The sequence below is a fragment of the Neorhizobium sp. P1_A6 genome, assembly GCF_056406795.1.
On the sequence record NZ_JBFTZM010000001.1, the window covers coordinates 801674 to 824113 of the forward strand.

Here is a 22440-nt window from a genome sequence, read left to right on the forward strand (position 1 = left end):
GCGGGCGCGTCCATGAGATGCCCGCACAGCGGTCGGAACTTCATGTGAATAGCGCGGCCGTTTCCTGCGCGTAAATTTTCAATCTGTCATCCCTGCTGACTTCACATCAATCTGCCCCAGGCCGGGTCCCACTGCACCCCTTCGGAAAGCTCGACGAAGATCGGCGGCTTGTCCGGTCCGCGGTTCTTGTTTTCAGCCATTCGGAAGGCGGCTTCGGGCTCCATTTCCTCGCCCGGAAAAATCGCGTCGTCTTCGGAGGGCTCGGCGATCTTGCGAATGAAGCCGCGGATCTGGTCGCCGGAGTGATAGAACTTGATGATGAGAGCGCCGGGCGCGGGTGCGCCGCCGTGATAACGGTAATAGGTATGCATGGGTCTCCTCCATAGTCAGAGCCTTATACCTGACGTCCGGGGAGCGGAAATGTTCCGGCGTGCGAGGCGTGATCGTGGATCAGGTCCTTTTGCCGGTCGGCCGGTGCGGCGTCTTGTTCCAGAAGAAGGGTTTTGACCGCAGCTCGATCACCGCCCGCCAGGCGGCGGCCGAGGTCATCATCCAGTAGAGCGGCACGCCGATCCAGCGCCAGCCGACCAGTCGCCGTTCGTGCTCGACCATCGGGCCTCTCCCGAGCCCGACGAAGATCAGATAACTGCCGAGGATGTTGATGGTGTCGATGATGAAAAGCGAAAGCACCCCGGCTGGAATGCCGTCCGCCGGCGCGTCCAGCATGGAATAAGTGCCAACGCCCATGAAGATGATGATCAGCGGATGCAGGAGCGACGAGACCAGCATGCCGCCGATCATCAGCTGAAAGATGCAGAAGGCTGGAAACCCCATCTCGCCGATCAGCCGGCGCGGGTCGCGCATCAGCACCAGCCAGGTCTGCAGCCAACCTTTGAACCAGCGGCTGCGCTGGCCCATCCACACGCGCATCGTGGTCGGTGCGTCTTCAAGTGTCTGGCGGGTGATGACATCCGAGTGATAGCCGAGGCGATACAGGCGAAAACCGAGATCGGCGTCCTCGGTGACGTTGAAGGGATCCCAGCCGCCGGCGGCACGCAGCGCTTGGGTTCGGAAATGATTGGACGTGCCGCCGAGCGGCAGCGGCATCTGTCTGCGCGCCAGCATCGGCAGCAGCCCGCGGAAGAGGCCGCAATATTCGAGCGAAAACAACGCGCTGATCCAGGATTCCCGGGCATTGGTGATGATCAGCGGCGCCTGAAGGCAGGCGACTTCCGCTGCCGAGGCGCGGAAGCGTGCATAGGCCTCGCGCAATTGCTGCGGATGCGGCCTGTCCTCTGCGTCGTAGATCACCAGAAACTCGCCTCGAGCAGCCATCAATGCATAGCTGAGCGCCTTGGGTTTCGTGCGCGGCGTCGCGGGCGGTACCTCGACGATCTCGAAATGTGAGGCGGGCTTCAGCACCTTCAGCGCCGCAATCGTTTCCTGGTCGTCTGCCTCGCAGACGAGCTTGATGTCGAGCAGGGAGGGCGGCCAGTCGAGCCGCCCGAGGCTGGCTATCAGCTGTTCTGCCACCGCAGCTTCCCGGTAGAGCGCGACCATCACCGTGTAACAGGGAAGCGCATCCTCTCGAGGCGGCGCGGCTGGCGGGACCGGCCCTGCGAATTGTTGCCGGGTGAAGGCGGCGAGCCGCAGGACAAGGGACGCGAAATAGATCAGCGACAGAAGAATATGCAGGAAAAGCAGGGTCTCGATCGGCACTGCGATCAGCGCAAAAATAAGGGCGGCAAGTCCAAGTCCGGCATAAAATCCCTGAGAACCGGAGAGCACGATGCGGGCCGAAAACTCGGGAAAACGGTCGAAAAGCCCGTCAATCGTCTCGCGCACGCGCCGCGCCGCGCCGGTTCTCCAGACAGCTCCGCGGATTGCCGATGGAGTGGTGATCGCAAGGTCCTGCCCGAGCAGCGGCATTGCAAGCAGTGCCGCCTTGAGGTCGGCAAGCCGCGTCGCTTCGGGCACGACCGCCACCTGCGGCGCCTTGTGCCGATGGTTGATCCTGATCTGGTTCGGGCGTTGCAACTGCGTGTCGAGCCCCGGCATATCGGCGACTGAGCCCGGATCGATCTCCGCGATGAAGGGCAGGCGAAGGTAGCGCGCCATGGCGCCGTAATAGGCCGCCTCATCAACCTGACGGCTGTGAAGCAGCTCGCTTTCGATGCTGGTGCCGTTGCGCCGTGCCCTGTCAGTGAGCGTCGCAAGCAATGGCTTCGAAAAGCCGAGCGCCGAAAGGGCGACGAGTTCCGGATCGTCGGCTGCAGTGCCCTGGTCGGTCGGCAGATTTCCGATCAGGGCCGGATTATGCCGCGCATCGTCTTGCACCGGCAGCGTTGCTGGCGGATATTCCCCTAACCGCATGTTTCTGCTACACCGCCCGCAAGCGAACGCCCCAACCTGTCCCGATCTGGATCATAGAGATGCATCCCATGATTGCATCCCCGAAAATCAAGGGGGTTTTCAATCTTCTGCAGCTTTGCCTTGTAGCCGGCGGGATCGTTTCCGCCGCAATCCCGGCCCGTGCCGCCGAAGGCAGCAATCCGCTGCCTTTGATGTTCGATGCCAAGGAGCGGCTCGCCCGCCCTGATCTTTCCACGATCATCCGGGTGCGCATCCTGACGAGCGTCGATTTCCCGCCGTTCAATTTCGCCGACCAGACCGGCCGGCTTGCCGGCTTCAATATCGACCTCGCCCGTGAAATCTGTTCCGAACTGAAGATCGAGGCGAAGTGCCAGATCCAGGCGCTGCCCTTCGACGAATTGGAAAAGACCCTGGAAGGCGGGGCCGGCGAAGCCGTCATCGCCGGCATTGCCGTGACGCCGGAGCGGCGCCAGCGGTTTGCCTTCTCGCGGCCGTATCTCGGCGTGCCGGCCCGTTTCGCCCGCAACCTGAAGGCCAGGATCGACGGCGATACGGCGGCAGCGCTTTCCGGCAAGCCGGTCGGCGTCGTCCGGGGCACCGCCCACGAGCTGATGCTGAAGGCGTTTTTCCCGAAGGTCACCGCCACACCGTTCGACACTTACGAGGCGATGCTGGAGGCTTTGAAGATTGGCAAGGTGGATGCCGTCTTTTCCGATGGCCTGAGGCTGCCCTTCTGGGTCGCCGGCGAAGGTTCGGCGAAATGCTGCGCCCTCTTCGACGGTCCCTATCTCTCGGAGAAATTCCTCGGCGAAGGCCTGTCGATCATGCTGCGCAAGAACGACCCGCTCCTGACGGCCGCCGTCGACCAGGCGCTCAGCGTTCTGTCGCGCAACGGCCGCCTGCAGGACATCTACCTGCGTTATTTCCCGAACGGGCTTTACTGATCGGCGAGTAGGAGCAGTTTCCTACCCGCTATTCAAGCTCACTGGCTCGCCCAGATGATGCGGGCGATCCATTCCACGTCGGAGAGATCGAAGCTGCGGTTCGGATGTTCAGGATTGAGCGAGAGCAGTTCCACAGTCCGGGCGCTCTGGCGGGCGAGCACTTTTGCCATCACCTCGCCTTCCTTGGTCTTCAGCACTACCCGGTCGCCGCGGCGCACCTGCGCGCCCGGTTCGACGATCAGCACGTCGCCGTCGCGATAAAGCGGCATCATCGATTCGCCCTGGATTTCCAGCGCATAGACGCCGGCCTTGCGGGAGGGGTCGACCGGAAATTCCACCACGTCCCAGCCCTGGCCGGCCGGAAATCCGCCGTCGTCGAAAAAGCCGCCGGCGCCGGCCTGGGCAAATCCGAGCAGCGGGATGGAGCCGCCCTGCGGCGGGAAATTGCCATCCGGGATCGAGGAGCGGCCGGGAACGGCGGGCAGGTAGCTCATGAACTGGTCGATCGTGGCACCCGTCGCTTCGAGCACCTTGGCGATCGATTCGGTCGAGGGCCAGCGCAGCCGCCCGTCCGGTCCGAGCCGCTTCGACTTGTTGAACGAGGTAGGATCAAGGCCGGCGCGCCGCGCCAATCCGGAGGGCGTCAGCTGGTGGCGTTGGGCGAGCGTATCGATCGCGCTCCAGATCGTATCATGTGACAGCATCGTCGTCCGTACCCGTGACCGGTGCGCGAGACAAGCCGGACAAGCCAGCGCTCTGCGAACCTCTCGCCCTTGACCGATCAGACTTTTGTCGACCAGACTCTCGAACGCTCCGTTCCAGCGGGCTGCCGGCTCGCGCGCACCCGAATTTTAACGGAACCGCAGCTTCGCGTAAAGGGATGAGAGGAATAAAATCCTGTTCCCGCGGCGGCCCTCGTCAGGCCACCAGCGCCATGTTGATCTTGCCGAGCTTGATCACCGCCTGGGTGCGGCTGTCGACATTGAGCTTCAGGAGGATTGCCGAGACATGTGCCTTGATGGTCGCCTCGGAGACGCCGAGTTCATAGGCGATCTGCTTGTTGAGCAGCCCCTCGCCGAGCATGGAAAGCACGCGGTTCTGCTGCGGCGTCAGCGTCTTCAGCCGCTCGATGATCTCGGTGAGGCCCGGATCTTCGTCCGGTGCGGTGAGGTAGCCTTCCGGCACCCAGATGTCGCCTCTCAGCACCGCCTGGATGCCGGCGCGGATATCGTCGAGCCCGGAGGATTTCGAGATGAAGCCGGAGGCGCCGAGTTCCAGCGCCCTGCGGATGGTGGCGCAATCGTCGCTGGCCGAGACGATGACGATCGGCAGGCCTGAAAATTCGGCGCGGAGCGACATCAGTCCGGAAAAGCCGCTGACCCCTGGCATCGCCAGGTCGAGCAGCATCAGGTCGGCATCGGGATTGTTTTCGGCCGCCCGTCGCGCCGCCTCGAAATCGCCAGCCTCGATGATCACGAGTTCTTCGGCAATGCCCCGCACCGAATGGCTGAGCGCGCCGCGAAACAGCGGGTGGTCGTCTGCGATGATGATCGTGAGTGTCTGCATTTCCACGCCCCCTCCCAAGAGCATAGTCGTGCCAATGAATCTTAGTAGGTTGTAAACCTCTCCCAGACCCGAAACAAGTGCGGGAAATCACGTACGATTGGGCTGTGGTTTATCGGGCTCTTTTTCGTTCGCGAACTCACCGACGATCGCCATGAAGCGCCGCATGAACTTCTCCATGATCGATAGCGACCGGTCGACTTCCGCGTCGCTCGGCAGCGCTTTCGGCAAGGCATCCGGCGGAATGTTGCTGAGCCGCTCCTCGAGCGCGGTGACGCGTTTTGCCAGCCGATCGAGCTCCTGTTCGTAGGCCGCTCTTTCGTCGGGCTGCATGCGGCAGGCGAGCGTGCCGTTCTCGTCGCGGCAGAGCGTCATCGCGCCGGTTTCGGTATCCAGCCGGACGATGCCGGTCTCGGTGCGCTGAAGCTGGAAACGGTTGGTCTGCGGCTGCTGCGCCGAGGCGGCGAGCGGCACGAGCAGTGCGCAAGTCGTCAATGCGAGCGTTTTCATGTTGTGGTCCTCCTGCTGTAACGGTGGACAAGCGCCGGGCTTTGCGGCAAACGGTCGGAGAATAGCAGGTCTCCGAGAGTTGATGATGACGGATATAGTGTACAAGATCGTGCCGGAAACGCTTTGGCGTCAGGCAAAGCAGAAAGGTGTCTTCGAAGGCGCCGAAATCGACCTGAAGGACGGCTTTATCCATTTTTCGACCGGTACACAGGCCAAGGAGACCGCCAGGCTGCATTTCGCCGGCGTCTCGGGCCTGATGCTGGTCGCGGTCGATGCGACCCTGCTCGGCGAGGAACTGAAATACGAAGCCTCGCGCGGCGGCGATCTTTTCCCGCATCTTTACGGCACGCTTCCGGTGTCCTCGGTCCTCTGGGAGATGCCGCTGCTGATCGGCGTCGATGGCCTGCATGCCTTTCCGGAGAAGATGCCATGATCGGCCCCTTCGCCGGACTTGCCTCGCGCAGCCTCTTTGTTTTCGATCCGGAAACCGCCCATGGCCTGTCGATCGCCGCGCTGAAGACGGGTCTCGTGCCTGCCTGCCGCTTGGCCGCCGATCCGCGGCTTGCCCAGACCGTCGCCGGCATCCGGTTTGCAAACCCGATCGGGCTTGCGGCCGGTTACGACAAGAACGCCGAGGTGCCGGACGCGATGCTGAAGCTCGGCTTCGGTTTTACCGAGATCGGCACCGTGACGCCGAAGGCTCAGACGGGCAACGACAAGCCGCGCATCTTCCGCCTGGTGGAGGACCGCGGCGTCATCAACCGGCTCGGCTTCAACAACGAGGGCCATGAGGCGGCGTTCACCCGCCTGACCGCGCGGCGTAGCGCGCCGGGCATCGTCGGCGTCAATATCGGCGCCAACAAGGATGCGGTCGACAGGATCGCCGACTACGTCGCCGGCATTCGCAAATTTTATGCGCTCGCCAGCTATTTCACCGTCAATATCTCCTCGCCCAATACACCGGGCCTGCGCGATCTTCAGGCGCGAGACAGCCTGAAGGCGCTGCTTGAGGCCGTTCTTGCTGCCCGCGCCGAAGAGACGCTGCGCCATGGCCGCACCGTTCCCGTCCTTCTGAAGATCGCACCCGATCTGACCGAGGAGGGTCTCGACGACATCGCGACCGAGGCGACCGGGCACTCACTCGACGGGCTGATCGTTTCCAACACCACGCTTGCCCGAGATGGATTGAAGGACCAGGCCCAGGCGAAGGAAGCGGGCGGTCTTTCCGGCGCGCCGCTCTTCAAGCGCTCGACTGCGGTTCTCGCCAAGATGCGCAAGCGCGTCGGGCCGGATCTCGCCGTCATCGGCGTCGGCGGCGTTTCGAGTGCTGCGGATGCGCTTGAGAAGATCCGCGCCGGTGCCGACCTCGTGCAACTCTATTCCTGCATGGTCTATGAAGGCCCCGGGCTGCCGGCGACGATCGTCAAGGGGCTTTCGGCCCTTCTTGACCGGGAAAAGGTCTCCTCGATCCGCGAGCTGCGCGATAGCCGCCTCGATCAATGGGCGGAGACGAAACTCTGACGCGCCTTGCGCGGCACCATGGCTGCCAGGAAAAAGCCGCGCATCAGCAGGAACAGGTTGAGCGACAACCAGAGCCCGTGGTTGCCGATCATCGGCACGAGCACGGCGAGACTGACGCAATAGCCCGCGAATGAGACGAGCATCATGTTGCGCATCTCGCGTGACCAGGTGGCGCCAATGAACACCCCATCCATCTGGAAGGCGAGCGCGCCGGACAAGCCGGTCACGGCCGCCCAGCCGAGATAGACATAAGCCTCCTGCCGCACGTCTTGCGAGGTGGTCAGAAGCTCGATGATCGGCTGGCCGAAGACCACGAAGAACAGTCCGACCACGCCCGCCATCACGAAGGACCAGAGGCCGGTCAGTTTCAGCGCCCGATCGAAGGACGGTCGGTACTTCGCGCCCACCGCTCGGCCGGCGAGCTGTTCGGCGGCGCCCGCGAGCCCGTCGAGGAAGAAGGCCGAGAGCATGAAGATGTTCATCAGCACCGCATTCGCCGCCAGCGTCACAGCCCCGAAGCTCGATCCGACGCGGGTCAGCACCGCAAATGCGCCGTTCAATATCAGCGAGCGGATCAGGATATCGGCATTGAGCTGGAAAAGCTGGCGCAGCTTGGCCGCATCGAAAATGTCCGCGCGCGTCGGCCGGTAAGCGGCGGAAAATTGCCGGCTGACGATGACGAGGCCGATCACCACGGCGGTCACTTCCGCCGCCGCGGTCGCCCAGGCGACGCCCGCCACACCCCAGCCCAACACCAGGCCGAACAGGATGGCGAGCACAATATTGGTGCCGTTGAGGATGATCTGCAGCGTCAGCCCGAGCACGCCCTGGCCCCGCCCGAGGACGAAGCCGAGGATCGCGAAATTGGCGAAGGTCGCCGGGCTGGTCAGCACCCGGATCGCGAAATAACGCCGTGTCACCTCGGCGACGGTCGGATCGCTGGTCATCATGTCCGGCGCGTATCGAAGGATTAGCGGCGAGAGCGCCAGCATGACCACGCCAAGGCCAAGCGCGCTCAAGAAGGCTCGCCAGAATACCGCCTGCTGCTCTCTATTGTCTCCTCGGCCGAACGCCTGCGCCACCAGTCCGGTGGTCGAGGTGCGGAAAAAGCTGAGGCTGCCGTAGATAAGGTCGAAGAGGATGGCGCCGATCGCCAGACCTGCCAGCGCCTCCGCCTGGCCGAGCTGACCGACCACCGCCGTATCGGTAAGGCCGAGCAGCGGCGTCGTCAGGAACCCGAGCGTCATCGGAATGGCAATGCCGAGCACCAGCCGGTGCGTTACATCGAACGGCTTTCCCGACCCAGTCTCGTGGTTACGCCCCCCGCTCTCCATCGGTCAGCCGGAAAGGACCATGGCCCAATAGGGCCGGGCGCCAGCGGAGGTGCGTGCCATGGCAACCCCGAGCCCCCGGTAGGAGCCGAGCATGTTTTCGAGATGTTTCGGCGAATCGATCCAGGCCTGCACGGCGGCCGCGACCGTATCCTGCCCGCTGGCGATGTTTTCGGCTGCCGGCAGCGCCACGTCATTGCTCTTCATCCGGGCGCCAAAATCGTCGCCGAAACCGATCAGGTGCTTCATTTCGTTGGCTTTCGCCATACGAACCGCCTGGCGGGCCGCTGCCTTGCGGGCCGGCATGTCGAGCGTCAGTGTGGACAGGCCGCGGCTCTGCCGCAGCTTGTTGACCATCGGAAGTGCTGCTTGCGTTTCGTCCTCGGCGCCGGCCGTCGGCGTCAGGACTGATGTGGTGGAACAGCCGGCAAGCACCAGCGCCATGCCGGAAAAGACGAGAAGGTCCCGCCGGGAAGGTTTGATCAGTGAAGTCATGTCAGCGGCGGTAGCTCATCAGGCGCAGGATAACGAAGATCGGAATGACGATGATCGCGCCGAGCACGAGATAATTGCCGACCCGTCCGAGCGCCCGGAAGCCGTTATACCAGAGGTCCAGGAACCAGTAGCGGATCTCGCTGACGATATTGTCCGGCGTGAAGCCGAAGAATGCCAGCACGAAACCCACCACCAGGCACACCACGATCAGCTTGACGATCGTGCGACCTGGCGTATCGCCCAGGAACTTGTTGACCCCGTCCGCCATCCTTGTCCTTCTCCGAATTGCAAATGAGAGATAATCGGCAGCGGTTGCCACCGCAAGCGTTTCCCCTCAGATAGAACTTGAGTTTTTTTGTGGCTTCGGCAAAGAACCTCCACCTTAGAGGATCGTCCATGCCGCCCAGCCCGTTTTCCAGCCAATTCTCCTCGGGCGATGCCACCGCCGATCGCCGCGCCGATTACGCCCGCATGCTGGCGGAGGGCGGAGATTTCGCGGCTGCGGCGGAACTGATCGAACAGGCGCTCGAACTGACGCCCGACTGGGCCGCCGGCTGGTTCCGGCTCGGCGAATATCGCGACAAGGCTGGTCTCGGCACGGCCGCGGACGCCTATCGCCAGACACTGGCCCTGCGGCCGGACGATGTGTTCGGGGCCCGCCTGAAGCTCGCACTGATCGGCGCGGAGCAGACGCCAGACCGGCCGCCGAGCCGTTATGTCGAAGGCCTGTTCGACGACTATGCCGACCGGTTCGATACCGCGCTCGTCGAAAAGCTTGGCTATTCCGTGCCCGGCAAGCTGGCGGCGCTGGTCACACCGCACGGACCTTTCAGCAATACCGTCGATCTCGGCTGCGGCACCGGCCTGTTCGGTGCCGAAATCCGTGGCAGGACCGCGCGCCTCGAGGGTTTCGATCTTTCGCTCAACATGCTAGCGAAGGCGCAGGCCAAGGGCCTTTACGACCATCTGGGCCAGTCCGACCTCAGCCTCGCGCCGGAGATCTCCGGTCTGTTCGGCTCCCTTGCGCCCCACCGCGCCGATCTGGTCTCGGCAGCCGACGTGCTGATGTATCTGGGGTCGCTCGAAACCGTCTTCCCGCTGGTGCTTGAGCTGTTGTCGCCGGCTGGTCTCTTCGCGTTCTCGGTCGAGGATGCGGGCGAGGGAGAGGGTTTCGTGCTGCGGGATTCCCTGCGCTATGCTCATTCCGAGGCTTTTATCCGCGCGCTGCTTTCCCGCTTCGGCCTTGATTTGCTCAAGGTGGAAAACACCGTCATTCGCATGGATGCCGGAAAACGCATTCACGGCATTCTGTTTCTGTCGCAAAAGCGCGGTTGAACCGGCCGATTGTTGCTTTTTTGAGAGCCCTCCGATGATCGCTTGAAGACCCTTGCCGACGGTTTTATTGCAGTGCAATATCACCGAAAACCTGAGGGGTTCAAATTGGCTGAGCAGCAGAGGCGCGGTCTCGGATTTTACAGCGCCGATCCGGCACAACACACGCTGCTGGAAGATGGGCAAGGCCTGTTCATCGGTGCCATGGTGTCGGCGCTCGGCTTTTATTTTCTAAACGAGGTCGGTCTGTTGACCGGCGGCACGGCGGGGGTCGCCTTCCTGTTGCATTATGCGTTCGGGATTTCGTTCGGCCTGCTGTTCTTCATCGTCAACCTGCCGTTCTACTACCTGTCGTTCAAGCGCCTCGGCCTCGCCTTCTCGCTGAAGACATTCATCGCCATCGCGCTGGTCTCGGTCATCACCGAACTGGAAAGCCATTTTTTCCTGATCCAGTACCTGCACCCGTTCTGGGCAGCCCTTCTCGGCGGACTGGTGCTCGGTTACGGCCTGCTCGGGCTTTATCGCCACCGCGCCTCGCTCGGCGGCGTCGGCATCCTGGCGATCTATATCCAGGAGCGCTTCGGCATCCAGGCTGGCCTCATCCAGCTCGCCTTCGATCTCTGCGTCATGCTCTGCGCTTTTGCCGTGGTTTCGCCCATCACCGTCGCATGGTCGGTGCTGGGCGCCGTCGTGCTCAATCTTGTGCTCGCCATCAATCACCGCTCCGACCGGTATATCGTCGCGCGGTGATCGAGGCGGGAGCTTGCGTCAGGCGGCCCCGATCAGGCCGCTTTGCTGGCCGGCTTATCGACCGGATGCTGGTTGCGGAAGCCGACGGCAAGCCGGTTCCAGGTGTTGATAACGCCGAGAGCGACGGTGATCTTGACGATCTCTTCCTCCGTGAAATGCGCCTTCAGCGCGTCGAAGGCGGCATCCGGAATGCCGGTATCGGCGATGCGGGTCACGGCATCGACCCAGCCGAGCAGGGCGCGTTCCTTGTCGTCATAGACCGGCGATTCCCACCAGACGCACATCATGTTGATCCACTGTTCCGAAAGTCCGTCATGCCGTGATTCCTTCACATGCATGTCGACGCAATAGGCGCAGCCGTTGATCTGCGAAGCGCGCAGCTTGATGAGGTGGATGAAGCGGCGCTCCAGACCGGAAGCCTGCACGTAGTTTTCGAGTGCCGTGACGGCCTTGACGGCTTCAGGGGCGGCCTTGAGCATGTTGAGACGTTGATGCATGGGTCTTCTCCTTTGGTTATGGCCGCCTTCGGCGTGCCTATGGCCCTTTAACGGGCGGTTCTGCGTTCGTTGATTTCCAGAAAGGCGCAGCCTCGGGCGGCGATGCCGCCGTCGTCGGTTGCGCTGAGGTCCGCCAGGATGTCGGCGATCGTCACCTTGGCGAGTTCGGCGCGATAGGCCTTTTCGGCCTTCAGCATCGCGGCATTGATGCCGCAGGGTTTAGTGAAATACCGACCCGGCAGCGGGTTCGGCCCGCGCTGGCGGATTTCGGCGCAGCGGAAGGCGGGTGCCGGTCCTTCGACAGCGAGCACGATATCGAGAAGCGTGATCTCCGCCGGCTTCTTCGCGAGCCGGTAACCGCCCTTCGGACCCGGCACCGTTTCCACCAGCCTGGCGCCGGAAAGCGCCTGCAGATGTTTCAGCAGATAGCTGGTCGAAACCCCGTGGAATTCCGCCAGCGCCGCAGCCGACAGGACGCCGCCCTCGGTAAGGCTGGACATCATGCTGATGCTGTGGATCGCCTGTTCGACACCGTCGCCGAGTTTCATCGCTTGATCTCCATATCGTGGATAAAATTTATCCACGATTATCGCGTCATCGTCAAGCCCCTTCTTTTTCGCGCGCTTTCTCTTAACTTAGCGGCGTGGATATCGTCGAAACCCATTCCTCCGGCCGTGACGCCGCGCTTCTGCCCCGGCCGTTCCAGAAATGGTTCGCGGAGAAGGGCTGGCAGCCGCGCGCCCATCAGCTGGAATTGCTGGCCCGCTCCACATCGGGTGAAAACATGCTGCTGATCGCGCCGACTGGCGCCGGCAAGACGCTTGCCGGTTTCCTGCCGTCGCTGACCGACCTCACCCGCCGCGGCAAGATCCCGCCGGGCTCGGCCTTCACCGGCATCCACACGCTCTACATCTCGCCCTTGAAGGCACTCGCGGTCGATATCGAGCGCAACCTGATGAAGCCGGTCTTCGAAATGGGTCTGGATATCTCGATCGAGAACCGCACCGGCGACACGCCGCAGGCCAAACGCCAGCGCCAGAAGCTCAACCCGCCGGATATCCTGCTGACCACTCCGGAACAGGTGGCCCTGCTGCTCGCCAACAAGGAGGCCGAACGGTTCTTCAAGGACCTGAAATACGTGGTCCTCGACGAGCTGCATTCGCTGGTCACCTCCAAGCGCGGCCACCTCCTGTCGCTCGGCCTTGCCCGCATCCGCAAACATGCGCCTCACATGCGCACCATCGGCCTGTCGGCCACCGTCTCCGATCCGATGGACCTGCAGCGCTGGCTGGTCTCGCAGGGTGAAAACCCCGTCCCGCCCGCCGGCCTCGTGCATGTCACAGGCGGTGCGGCACCTGATATCACCATCATGCGCACCGAGGACCGCATCCCCTGGTCCGGCCATGTCTCGACCTATGCCATCCCCGAGGTCTACGAGGAGATCAAGCGCCACAAGACGACGCTGATCTTCGTCAATACCCGCTTCCAGGCGGAGCTGCTGTTCCAGACGCTGTGGACCATCAACGAGGATAACCTTCCGATCGCGCTGCATCACGGCTCGCTCGACGCCGGCCAGCGCCGCAAGGTCGAAGCCGCCATGGCGGCCAACAAGTTGCGGGCCGTCGTCGCCACCTCGACGCTCGATCTCGGCATGGACTGGGGCGATGTCGATCTCGTCGTGCATGTCGGGGCACCGAAGGGCGCGTCCCGGCTCGCCCAGCGCATCGGCCGCTCCAACCACCGCATGGACGAGCCGTCGAAGGCGATCCTGGTGCCGGCCAACAGGTTCGAGGTGATGGAATGCCAGGCGGCGCTCGACGCCAATTATCTCGGCGCCCAGGATACGCCGCCGGTCGGCGAGGGCGCGCTCGACGTGCTCGCCCAGCACGTGCTCGGCATGGCCTGCGCCGAACCTTTCGATCCGGTCGAACTCTATGAGGAGATCACCAGCGCCTCGCCCTATGCCACCCTCTCCTGGGAAATGTTCGAGCGCATCGTCGATTTTGTCGCGACCGGCGGTTATGCACTGCGCTCCTATGAGCGCTACGCCAAGATCCGCAAGACCAAGGAAGGCCGCTGGCGGGTCTCCAATCCGGCGGTCGCCCAGCAATACCGCCTGAACCTTGGCACAATCGTCGAGGCGACCGAGCTCAATGTCCGGCTGGTGAAGCGCAACGCCAAGGGTACCGTCGGGCGTGGGGGCATGTCGCTCGGCAAGGTCGAGGAATATTTCCTCGAACAGCTGGTGCAGGGCGATACCTTCCTGTTTGCCGGCAAGGTGCTGCGTTTCGAAGGTATCCGCGAGAACGAATGCCTCGTCTCCAACGCCTTCTCGCTCGATCCGAAAATCCCCGCCTATGCGGGCGGAAAATTTCCGCTTTCCACCTATCTCGCCGACCAGGTGCGCGGCATGCTTGCCGATCCCGATCGCTGGGGCGTGCTGCCGGACCAGGTCCGCGACTGGCTGAACATCCAGCGCGAGCGCTCGATGCTGCCGGCCCGGGATGAACTTCTCATCGAGACCTTTCCGCGCGGAAAACGATTCTTCATGATCGCCTATTGTTTCGAGGGGCGATTGGCCCACCAGACACTCGGCATGCTGCTGACACGCCGGCTGGAACGCATGGGCGCCTACCCGCTCGGTTTCGTTGCCACCGATTATTCGCTGGCCATCTGGGGCCTCAACGACATCGGCGCGATGATCCGCGCCGGGCGCCTTAGCCTCTCCGACCTTTTCGACGAGGACATGCTGGGCGACGACTTGGAAGCCTGGCTTGACGAAAGCTACATGCTGAAGCGCACCTTCCGCAATTGCGCCGTGATTTCCGGCTTGATCGAGCGCCGCCATCCGGGCAAGGAAAAGACCGGACGGCAGGTCACCGTCTCGACCGATCTGATCTACGACGTGCTGCGCAGTCACGAGCCGGATCACGTGCTTTTGGAGGCGACGCGGCGGGATGCGGCATCCGGTCTTTTGGATCTTGCCCGATTAGGCGATATGCTGGCGCGAATCAGGGGGCACATCACCCACCGCGATCTCGACCACGTTTCGCCGCTCGCCATCCCGATCATGCTGGAGATCGGCAAAGAGCCGGTACCGGGCGAGGCGCATGACGCGGTGCTGCAGGAAGCCGCCGACGAACTGATCGCGGAGGCGCTTGGCTGATGCGGTATTCTGGACTGGAAGACATTGAATTGATGCACCGCCTCGCTTTGGCGCGAACGATCACAGGGGGACCTGCCGCAACCGGTGCGGAAGAGATCGTCGTGAACGGCGTCCTCGCCGTCTGCGATCCGCTCGGAGGTCTCTATCTTCCCGAAACCGGCCTGCTCGTCGTTTCCGACCTGCATCTGGAAAAGGGTGCTGCCTTTGCCCGCCGCGGCATGATGCTGCCGCCCTACGATACGATCGCCACGCTCAACATCCTGTCGGCCGTCATCGCCCGCTATGATCCGAAGATCGTCGTCTCGCTCGGCGACAATTTCCACGATCGCAAGGGCTCGGAGCATCTTCCCCCCGACCTGCGTTCGCTGATCACGACCATGGCGCGCGGCCGCGACTGGATCTGGATCAACGGCAACCATGATCCGGACGGCACGGTCGACCTGCCCGGCACCTGCACTGACGAACTCTTTTATGGCGGCCTCGTCTTCCGCCACGAGCCGAGTCTGATTTCCGGGCCAGGCGGGAGCAAGGGAGAGATCGCCGGCCACCTGCATCCGTCGGCCACCGTCCGCCGCCGCGAAAAATCCGTCCGCCGCCCGTGTTTCGCAAGCGACGGCATCCGGCTCCTCATGCCGGCCTTCGGCGTGCTGGCCGGCGGCCTCGATCTGCGCCATCGTGCCATGCACGGCCTGTTCGACCGCGAGGCCCTGGTCGCGCACCTTCTCGGCCGCGACCGCATCTATTCGGTCCGCTACGGCAATCTGATCGGTTGACCGTCTAAAGCGTGCCGCGATCCTTCGGATTCGCTCGACACCCTTCAAGTCTTTGTTTTACGCATGTCGTTATCGCAAAACCGCTGCACACTTTTGCGCGACATGCTTTGGTTTAAATCTGTCCAAGCGCCCTACCACATGCGCGGACGCGGATGCCATCCATCATCGACAGCCCTGACGACGCCGAACAGGCTGGACTGACAACGATTACGATCTCACCAGATCCAACAACCAGCGTTCCGCTTAGGGAAACCTGTCCAGATGAAACGATACCCAATCCTCATGCTCGACCGCATTGAGGGTTATGCGGTGACCGCCGAGCCGGAGGGTCGGAGCGTTCAGTGCAGTTCGTAGAATGGACGGTTTGGTGCGAACGTGCCCGACATAACGGCAATTGTCGCCGTCGCGAAATTCGGTGACATTGTAGTCGACCAGCGCCAAGACTGTCGTGCCGGCGGCGAGTTCCCCTTTTAGGCCTTCAAATACGGTCATCATTTGCTGTCCCCCGGGCCAAGGGAGCATTGTGCGCCGCAATATCGAAGGTGTAAAGCACCGCATGACCGGCCGGTTTTGAACGAACATCCGCAGCCAGCGCCGGCGTAGACCAGATCTCACCGATAAACCAGCACCGGCGTCTTGGAATGTGCCAGCACCTTCATCGTCACGCTGCCGAGCATGAAAGCCTTGAAGCCGGAGCGGCCGTGCGAGGCCATGGCGATGACGTCGCAATTATAGGTTCCGGCGGTCTCGATGATGGCGCTCGCGGGGTCGACGCTGCCAAGTTTCACTGTTTCGCAGGCGACCAGCCGTTGTTTCGCAGCTTCCTTGGCTTCGGCGAGAATGCGGTCGGCCGCCTCGTTGTTCTGCCGGTCATATTCCGCATAGGCGACTTCCATGCCGGTCGGATTGAGCGTGAAGACCTGTAGCGGCTCCATCACCACCAGAACGGTGGCTTCCGCACCGATTTCGTGGGCAAAGTCGAGTGCCTTTTCCAGCGAACTGGTCGAAAGCGGAGAGCCGTCGGTCGGAATGAGAACGTGTTTGAACATCTGTTCCTCCTTCTAAGTTGGTGGCATCGTCGCAGTTTTCCGGGGATTATTCATTGATCCAAAGCAAGCCGCAACGGCCACATGCTCAGAACGATGCAATCCCATGCCCGGACCAGGGATTGATGCCGTCCCGCAGCCAGCGAACGGTATCCTGCCAGAAGCCTTGCCTGTGCCGGGAGTGGAACAGGCTGAAATGCCCGATGGCAGCCAGACCGTAATCCTCCGGGTTCAGTAGCACCTGCGTCACCTGGGCATTGCGATAATAACCGAGCGTCCGTCGGATTGCCGCCACCGTACCGATGTCGTCGTCCGACATGGTCACCGCCAGGATAGGCGCCGTCACCGCTTCGAACCGCCGCAGCACATCGTCTCGTTCCGATGCCGGATGGGTCGACTCCATCCGTGCCCCGCGAAAACTCCATTCGTTGGCGACGCCCGCCGGTAGGTCCTCCAGCCATCCCAAGCGCTTTCCGGGGAAATAGCCGAATATCGCCGTCAGCGCCGGCATCACCACATGCCATTTGAGGAACAGCCGCAGGCGACGGCCGCTGGCATAGTCCGGCCAGTAGGCATATTGCGCCCCCATGGTCAGCATCCGGTCGATGCGATCGGCCTTGGCTGAAAGCCCCGGCAGATAGCCGCCGATACTGTGGCCGACCACATAAAGCGGTTGCCCCGGCCGGATGGCATCCATGAACCCCAGCGCCGCGTCGAAATCCTGCTCGCCCCATTCCCGCCAGCGATAGCCGCATCCTTTCAGGCTTTCGGGACGCGAAAGGCCGATGCCGCGATAGTCGTAGGTCAGAACGTCGAAACCTTCGCCGGCCAGGAAGTCGGCGTAATAGTGGTAATAACGGGCGAGCACCCCGGTTGCCGGGTTGACGATGACGCTGCCGATGGCGGGGGACCGGGCCGGCCAGAGGTGTCCGTGGAGAACGATGCCGTCCCGGCAGGCCATGCCGACCGGCTCCCCGGCGGGACGCGACGATCGGGCGTCACCGTCGCTTTGCCGAACCGCAGGCGCTTCGCATTCCGTATTGGCCATCGTCCTTCTCCCTGGAACGGTGACCATATATCGCGCTTCGTGAGGTGCAATTAGCCGAAGGGAGAAGGCGGCTCAGATCTCCCCGGAAACTTCGCGCCGCCGCCTATCGAGTTCTTCCGCGTAGCGTCGCAGCGTATGGCTTTCACTGAGCTGTCCCACGACCTTGCGTTCGACTTGGTTGTTGACGACCGCCAGCGCTTCCGCCTCCAGCCTGTCGAAGATCGCCGCCGCCTGCTTGGCGTTCATCGAGCGCAGCAGCACGTCGTTCTTGTATTTGATGAAGGAGGCAAGTGTCGGTTTTTCCGCCGCATCCTCGGTCGGCGCCGCGTAAATGTCCGGCAGAAGCACCATGCCGGCATATTTCTCCGCATCGTCGACGAGGATGACGCGCTGGGTCGAGCCGAGCGGGAAGTCGTTGCGGAATTGCTCGATGCTCATGGAAATCGGCGCGGTGCGGACGTCGGCGCGCATCATCCGTTCGACGGTCAGGTTGCGGATCCAGCCGATGTCATGGGCGCTGCGAATGCTCTCGCCGCGAAGGTGGAAGCGCCAGGTGGCAAACGAATAACCGAACGTGTTGCGCACGGTCAGCGATGAGGTGATCACGGCCGCAAGCGCCAGTACGGTGATCGGAAAATCGCCGGTGATTTCGAGCGCCAGGAAGGTCATGGTCAACGGCCCGCCGATCACCGCCACCGCCATCGCGCTCATGCCGACGACCGCATAGATGACCGGCGTCAGCGTCGCGTGGGCGAAAATATAGGGCGCCGAATAGGCGAAGATCTTGCCGAGCAACGCTCCCATGAACAGGGACGCGAAGAATAGGCCGCCACGAAAGCCGGAACCGATAGACACCGCCGATGCCAGCGATTTCAGCGCCAGGATTGCAAGCAGCGCCGGGATCGTCGGGTTCTGGCTGAGATTGAGATGCAGCGCGCCATGGCCGGCCGCCATCACCTGCTGGTCGGCCAGCCCCAGGAGCCCGATCAGGATGCCGCCGATCGCCGGCCGGAAGGCGGGTGAAAGCGAGCTCTTGCGCGCCGTCTCCTCGACGAAGGTGACGCCTTTCATCAGCAGGATGCCGCCGCCTGCACAGAAGGCGCCGAGCAGGATCGCCGGCAGGTAATCCGCCGGCACGACAGCGCCGAAATCGCCGACGTCGATCAGGAATTCCTCGCCGTAGAACAGCCGGGTAACGATCGTCGCGACCAGCGCGGAGACGACGACCGGCGTCAGGCTCATGATCGTATAGGTGCCGATGATCAGCTCGAAGGCATAAAAGGCACCTGTCAGCGGCGCGTTGAAGGCGGCAGCGATCGCGCCGGACGCACCGCAGCCGACGAGGATGCGCAGATCCGACCGGCGCAATTGCAGTAGCAGCCCGATCTTTGACGCGATTCCGGAAGAGAGCTGCGTATATCCAGCCTCCAGCCCGACGGACGCGCCAAAACCGTTCGAAACCAGGTTCTGGATCGCGACGAGGATGCTGTCGGTCAGGGACAGGCGTCCGCCATGCAGCGCGTTCGCCTCGATCGGATCGACCATCGGCTTCTTGCGCCAGCGCCGCAAGATCAGGAACAACAAGCCAAGAAGGGCGCCGCCACAGATCGGTGCGAGCAGAATGGCCAGCCGGTTGATATCGGTTGCCGAGCTCAGCCTCTCGCCGCCGCCGAGTTCGAAGATCGCCCGGTGCATTTCCTGGGAGAGGAAACTCATGCCGGCGATCGCCAGCCCGGAGAGTACGCCGACCAAGGCCGCGACGGCGATAAGCCCGAATTCGCTGCGCCGGACAAGTACCCGCAACTGGCCCGGATTGAGCAGAACCCGGGCGGAGGGCAGGAGGGAGGAGAACCGGCTGAACATGAACATCTTGCAGAAACGAGTTGGCGCGTCTCTAGCGCAAATATCCCTTCAGGCCAACAATCAATCCCTTGATACCCTTCGCCTGCGGCGTCAGGCCGCCTTGCTGACCGCGTAGGTCAGGATCACCGCGCCGTTGGCCGCTGCGCTGGAGCTCAGCAGTTTGAGCTCGGCCTGGTGTCCAGTTTTCTTGAAGAGCGGGTTGCCGGAGCCGAGAACCACCGGCGCGATGCAGAGCCGGTATTCGTCGACGAGGCCTTCTTTCATCAGCGAGGCCACCAGTTCGGCGCTGCCGAAGATGAAGATCGTCTTGCCATCCTCGGCCTTCAGCCTGTTGAGCTCTGCGACCGGATCGCTGACGACCCGGGTATTGTTCCACGCGATGTCCTTTATCGTCTTCGACACCGCGATCTTGGCGATATTGTTCATGTAGTTCTTGACCTTGCCGCCTTCCTCGGCGGTCGGCCAATAGGCTGCCATGCCCTCGTAGGTCTTGCGGCCGAACACCAGGAGGTCGCCTTCCTCGCCGAATTGTTCGGAGAGCTTTTCCAGCTCCGAGCCCCAGGCATAGCTGTGGAAGGCGAGATCCCACGGCTTCTCTCCCTCGAAATAACCGTCGAGGCTCATCAGGTTCCAGACTACCAGCTTTCTCATGTCATCCTCCATCACGTTTAAACCAGTTGCAAAAAGCAAGCAGTTGAAAGCTAGCCAAACTGATTGTAGAATGCAAGCGGTATTGGAGAAAAAAATGAACGACACATATCGGTCGGGCTGCCCGATCAATCTGACGCTGGAGGTTCTTGGAGATCGCTGGAGCCTGATCGTCATCCGCGACATCATGTTCGGCAATCGCCGCCACTTTCGCGAACTGCTGCAGAATTCCGAGGAAGGCATCGCTTCCAACATCCTTGCCGACCGGCTGAAGCGGTTGGTGGAGCGAGGCCTGCTTTCCCGCGAGGACGATCCGAGCCACAAGCAGAAGGGGATCTACAGCCTCACGGAGATGTCGATCCGGCTGGTGCCTATTTTTGCGGAAATGGGCGCCTGGGGCCGCCGGTTCATGCCGGTGTCCGAAGAGCTCTCGATCCGGGCGCAATTGCTGGAGGAGGGCGGCCGGCCGCTCTGGGAGGATTTCATGGACGAACTGCGCGTCCTGCACCTGCACGCGCCGCGCGATCCGGCCAAGCCTTCCGTCTTCGACCGCCTGCGCGCCGCCTATCTCGAAGTCGTCGCCCGCAATGCGGCGGCGGCTGACGCTGCGGAATGATCAGTCCTTGCGGAAGACGATGCTGGCGCCCCAGCCGGTGATGACGGCGATCAGCACGCAGAGGAAACCGTAGGCGAACGGACGGTCGTGGGCCGCGTCGGTGATCGCCTGTTCGATGCCGGTCTTGACGACGCGCAGCGGCATTTCCCGCTGATTGATCAGCTCGCCGCTCTTGAACAGGTAGGCGCGCACCATGTGCATCCCGTCGGGGATATTGGCCGGCAGTTTCAGCGAGGCGCGGAACAGGCTCGACGAAACGAAGCGCACGCCGCTCGTGTCGCGCTGGTAAAGCCCGTTTGTCAGCTTCAGGCGCCGATAGGCGTCGCGAAACTCGCCGATCATGCCGGAATCGGGAATGTAGCCGACCGGGTTCAGCGCCAGGTGGTCGATGCCGACGCCGATATTGTTGAGGCTCGGTGCCTCGTCGATGGTGTCGATCATCCGGGTGCTGGCCAGCGAATAACTTTCCGGCACCTGTTCGAAAGTCATGCCCTCGGTGTTCATCCAGATCCCGAAGACGCGCTCCTTCTTGCGCACTGTCGCGTAGTCCTTCGGCCCTTCGAGCGTCACCACCACGTCGTACTGGCCGATCGCCAGAAACAGCTCGTCCGCATTGGTGAGCGCCCCGAAGATGGTGAGGTCGGCGCCGCGGAAATCAGACGTGATGGCGATTTCGCTGGTCGAGGCGCCGATCTCCAGCCCTTCCTTGACCGCCGATGCCTGCCCGAACGGCACCTGCGCCGCGGCCGGCGAGGCGAGTGCGAGAAGCGGCAGCAGAAGGAGAGTGCGGAGAAGCCGGCGCATCAGTAGGACATCCCTCCGACTGCGACCGAATAGACGTCGTCCGGCGTGACGATCAGCCCGATCGCCAGACGGATGCCGACCGCAAGCACGAGCAGCGCCAGGAGCGCGCGCAGCTGTTCACCGCGCAGTTTTTGCCCGACGCGGACGCCGTATTGCGCGCCGATCACGCCGGCGACCATCAGGATCGTGGCGAGCACGATGTCGACCGAATAGTTGGTCGCTGCTTGCACCATGGTCGTGTAGGCGGTGACGAAGATGATCTGGAACAGCGAGGTCCCGACGACGACATTGGTCGGGATGCGTAACAGATAAATCATCGCCGGCACCATGATGAAGCCACCGCCGACACCCATGATGGAGGTGAGCACGCCGATGCCGAAGCCGAGCCCGACGATCGGAATGGCGGAAAGGTAGATCTTCGACTTCTTGAACCGCATCTTCAGCGGCAGCCGATGCACCCAGTTGTGCTGGCCCGGCCGTTTCAACGGCAGCGGCTCCTTGTTCTTCGCCCGCCTGAGCGCGCGCAGGCTCTCCTGCAGCATCAGCGCCCCGATCGAGCCGAGCAGCACGACGTAGAGGATCGAGATGAACAGATCGAGCTGGCCGACGCGCCGGAGCCAGGAGAAGACCCAGACGCCCGCCGTCGCCCCCGCAAGACCGCCGACCAAAAGCACCGAGCCGAGCTTCATGTCGAGCGTGCCGCGCCTGAAATGGGTGATCGCGCCCGAGATCGACGAAGCGACCACCTGGTTGGCGCCGGTCGCGACCGCCACGACGGGCGGGATGTTGTAGAAGATCAGCAGCGGCGTGATCAGGAATCCGCCGCCGACGCCGAACATGCCGGAGAGAAAGCCGACGGCCGCGCCCATGCCCAGAATAATGAAGATGTTCACCGACAGCTCTGCGATCGGCAGGTAGACAGTCACGGCAGAACCTCGACACGGCAAAAAGCGACGCCCTCGCGGGCGTTCGCGATGTGGTTGTCCGCCCGGTGCGGCGAAGGAAACGTGATCTCACATGCCATGTGAACAGGGCATGAAGGACTTCATCCGTCATGCGCCCGGGCTTGGCCGCAAGTCAATTCGCAAGTGTCAGATAATGCGGCAATTTTGCCGTTTTTGTGCGGGCGTGATTAATATCCCGCAACTCCCCTATATCGG

At 62.7% G+C, this 22440-nt stretch carries 25 protein-coding genes; 8 read left to right on the forward strand and 17 right to left on the reverse strand.

The window, feature by feature from the left end; translation table 11 throughout:
• Nucleotides 1–101: 101 nt before the first annotated feature.
• Together AC1D3C_RS03715 and AC1D3C_RS03720 are read right to left on the reverse strand one after the other, a co-directional pair.
• On the reverse strand, nucleotides 102–371 hold the full coding sequence (locus AC1D3C_RS03715; protein ID WP_040124451.1) for a hypothetical protein: 270 nt from the start codon (nucleotides 369–371) through the stop codon (nucleotides 102–104).
• 79 nt (nucleotides 372–450) lie between these two features.
• Entirely contained in the window at nucleotides 451–2373 is a 1923-nt protein-coding gene (locus tag AC1D3C_RS03720; protein ID WP_477481925.1) for a glycosyltransferase family 2 protein, read from the reverse strand.
• A gap of 59 nt (nucleotides 2374–2432) precedes the next feature.
• On the opposite strand from AC1D3C_RS03720, the gene AC1D3C_RS03725 reads away from it, so the two are divergent.
• On the forward strand, nucleotides 2433–3317 hold the full coding sequence (locus AC1D3C_RS03725) for a transporter substrate-binding domain-containing protein (RefSeq protein ID WP_405029294.1): 885 nt from the start codon (nucleotides 2433–2435) through the stop codon (nucleotides 3315–3317).
• A 38-nt stretch (nucleotides 3318–3355) separates the two neighbouring features.
• On the opposite strand, the gene AC1D3C_RS03730 is transcribed toward AC1D3C_RS03725, so the two are convergent.
• From AC1D3C_RS03730 to AC1D3C_RS03740, 3 genes are all read right to left on the reverse strand, one after another.
• The gene (locus tag AC1D3C_RS03730; protein ID WP_040124456.1) at nucleotides 3356–4021 is read right to left on the reverse strand and encodes a S24 family peptidase; all 666 of its coding nucleotides are present in this window, start codon (nucleotides 4019–4021) and stop codon (nucleotides 3356–3358) included.
• A 214-nt stretch (nucleotides 4022–4235) separates the two neighbouring features.
• A complete protein-coding gene (locus AC1D3C_RS03735) occupies nucleotides 4236–4883 on the reverse strand; it encodes a response regulator (RefSeq protein WP_040124457.1) in 648 nt (215 codons plus the stop codon).
• Between the two features lie 87 nt (nucleotides 4884–4970).
• On the reverse strand, nucleotides 4971–5390 hold the full coding sequence (locus tag AC1D3C_RS03740; RefSeq protein WP_040124458.1) for a hypothetical protein: 420 nt from the start codon (nucleotides 5388–5390) through the stop codon (nucleotides 4971–4973).
• Between the two features lie 82 nt (nucleotides 5391–5472).
• Between AC1D3C_RS03740 and AC1D3C_RS03745 the strand changes: the two genes are divergently transcribed.
• Nucleotides 5473–5823 (forward strand): DUF952 domain-containing protein, encoded by a 351-nt coding sequence (locus AC1D3C_RS03745; protein ID WP_173426776.1) that lies wholly within the window; start codon nucleotides 5473–5475, stop codon nucleotides 5821–5823.
• Complete coding sequence (locus AC1D3C_RS03750; RefSeq protein WP_477481926.1) at nucleotides 5820–6911, forward strand: quinone-dependent dihydroorotate dehydrogenase; 1092 nt, start codon at nucleotides 5820–5822, stop codon at nucleotides 6909–6911. Before AC1D3C_RS03745 ends, AC1D3C_RS03750 begins: the two co-directional genes overlap by 4 nt.
• On the opposite strand, the gene AC1D3C_RS03755 is transcribed toward AC1D3C_RS03750, so the two are convergent.
• Genes AC1D3C_RS03755 through AC1D3C_RS03765 form a run of 3 tightly spaced genes read right to left on the reverse strand, consistent with a single transcriptional unit; the run spans nucleotide 6887 to nucleotide 9005 of the window.
• Nucleotides 6887–8245, reverse strand: a complete 1359-nt coding sequence (locus AC1D3C_RS03755) for an MATE family efflux transporter (RefSeq protein WP_477481927.1) — start codon at nucleotides 8243–8245, stop codon at nucleotides 6887–6889. The genes AC1D3C_RS03750 and AC1D3C_RS03755 overlap by 25 nt on opposite strands.
• A 3-nt stretch (nucleotides 8246–8248) precedes the next feature.
• Nucleotides 8249–8737: a CAP domain-containing protein gene (locus tag AC1D3C_RS03760; protein ID WP_477481928.1), complete on the reverse strand. Its 489-nt coding sequence runs from the start codon at nucleotides 8735–8737 to the stop codon at nucleotides 8249–8251.
• 1 nt (nucleotide 8738) lies between these two features.
• On the reverse strand, nucleotides 8739–9005 hold the full coding sequence (locus AC1D3C_RS03765) for a DUF6460 domain-containing protein (protein WP_247031264.1): 267 nt from the start codon (nucleotides 9003–9005) through the stop codon (nucleotides 8739–8741).
• Between the two features lie 128 nt (nucleotides 9006–9133).
• Here AC1D3C_RS03765 and AC1D3C_RS03770 point away from each other — a divergent pair, with 128 nt between their 5' ends.
• Entirely contained in the window at nucleotides 9134–10072 is a 939-nt protein-coding gene (locus AC1D3C_RS03770) for a class I SAM-dependent DNA methyltransferase (RefSeq protein ID WP_477481929.1), read from the forward strand.
• Nucleotides 10073–10177: 105 nt separating this feature from the next.
• Nucleotides 10178–10819: a YitT family protein gene (locus tag AC1D3C_RS03775; protein WP_046635608.1), complete on the forward strand. Its 642-nt coding sequence runs from the start codon at nucleotides 10178–10180 to the stop codon at nucleotides 10817–10819.
• Nucleotides 10820–10851: 32 nt separating this feature from the next.
• Here the strand turns inward: AC1D3C_RS03775 and AC1D3C_RS03780 are convergent, their stop codons facing one another.
• Nucleotides 10852–11316, reverse strand: a complete 465-nt coding sequence (locus AC1D3C_RS03780; protein ID WP_040124467.1) for a carboxymuconolactone decarboxylase family protein — start codon at nucleotides 11314–11316, stop codon at nucleotides 10852–10854.
• Between the two features lie 47 nt (nucleotides 11317–11363).
• Nucleotides 11364–11864, reverse strand: coding sequence for an Rrf2 family transcriptional regulator (locus AC1D3C_RS03785; protein ID WP_477481930.1), 501 nt, complete (start codon nucleotides 11862–11864; stop codon nucleotides 11364–11366).
• A 95-nt stretch (nucleotides 11865–11959) separates the two neighbouring features.
• Between AC1D3C_RS03785 and AC1D3C_RS03790 the strand changes: the two genes are divergently transcribed.
• Both AC1D3C_RS03790 and pdeM read left to right on the forward strand, forming a co-directional pair.
• The gene (locus tag AC1D3C_RS03790; protein ID WP_477481931.1) at nucleotides 11960–14482 is read left to right on the forward strand and encodes a ligase-associated DNA damage response DEXH box helicase; all 2523 of its coding nucleotides are present in this window, start codon (nucleotides 11960–11962) and stop codon (nucleotides 14480–14482) included.
• Between the two features lie 32 nt (nucleotides 14483–14514).
• Entirely contained in the window at nucleotides 14515–15255 is a 741-nt protein-coding gene (pdeM, locus tag AC1D3C_RS03795) for a ligase-associated DNA damage response endonuclease PdeM (RefSeq protein WP_477482006.1), read from the forward strand.
• A 243-nt stretch (nucleotides 15256–15498) separates the two neighbouring features.
• On the opposite strand, the gene AC1D3C_RS03800 is transcribed toward pdeM, so the two are convergent.
• From AC1D3C_RS03800 to AC1D3C_RS03820, 5 genes are all read right to left on the reverse strand, one after another.
• Nucleotides 15499–15750, reverse strand: a complete 252-nt coding sequence (locus AC1D3C_RS03800; RefSeq protein ID WP_477481932.1) for a hypothetical protein — start codon at nucleotides 15748–15750, stop codon at nucleotides 15499–15501.
• Between the two features lie 116 nt (nucleotides 15751–15866).
• Nucleotides 15867–16304: a universal stress protein gene (locus AC1D3C_RS03805; RefSeq protein WP_477481933.1), complete on the reverse strand. Its 438-nt coding sequence runs from the start codon at nucleotides 16302–16304 to the stop codon at nucleotides 15867–15869.
• Nucleotides 16305–16389: 85 nt separating this feature from the next.
• On the reverse strand, nucleotides 16390–17262 hold the full coding sequence (locus tag AC1D3C_RS03810) for an alpha/beta hydrolase family protein (RefSeq protein ID WP_477482007.1): 873 nt from the start codon (nucleotides 17260–17262) through the stop codon (nucleotides 16390–16392).
• Between the two features lie 159 nt (nucleotides 17263–17421).
• Nucleotides 17422–19212 (reverse strand): chloride channel protein, encoded by a 1791-nt coding sequence (locus AC1D3C_RS03815; protein WP_477481934.1) that lies wholly within the window; start codon nucleotides 19210–19212, stop codon nucleotides 17422–17424.
• A 90-nt stretch (nucleotides 19213–19302) separates the two neighbouring features.
• Complete coding sequence (locus AC1D3C_RS03820) at nucleotides 19303–19863, reverse strand: dihydrofolate reductase family protein (RefSeq protein ID WP_477481935.1); 561 nt, start codon at nucleotides 19861–19863, stop codon at nucleotides 19303–19305.
• A 94-nt stretch (nucleotides 19864–19957) separates the two neighbouring features.
• On the opposite strand from AC1D3C_RS03820, the gene AC1D3C_RS03825 reads away from it, so the two are divergent.
• Entirely contained in the window at nucleotides 19958–20476 is a 519-nt protein-coding gene (locus AC1D3C_RS03825) for a winged helix-turn-helix transcriptional regulator (RefSeq protein ID WP_105401668.1), read from the forward strand.
• On the opposite strand, the gene AC1D3C_RS03830 is transcribed toward AC1D3C_RS03825, so the two are convergent.
• Nucleotides 20477–21280, reverse strand: a complete 804-nt coding sequence (locus AC1D3C_RS03830) for a TIGR02186 family protein (RefSeq protein ID WP_477481936.1) — start codon at nucleotides 21278–21280, stop codon at nucleotides 20477–20479.
• Nucleotides 21280–22206, reverse strand: coding sequence for a sulfite exporter TauE/SafE family protein (locus AC1D3C_RS03835; protein WP_040124482.1), 927 nt, complete (start codon nucleotides 22204–22206; stop codon nucleotides 21280–21282). Before AC1D3C_RS03835 ends, AC1D3C_RS03830 begins: the two co-directional genes overlap by 1 nt.
• Between the last annotated feature and the right edge of the window lie 234 nt (nucleotides 22207–22440).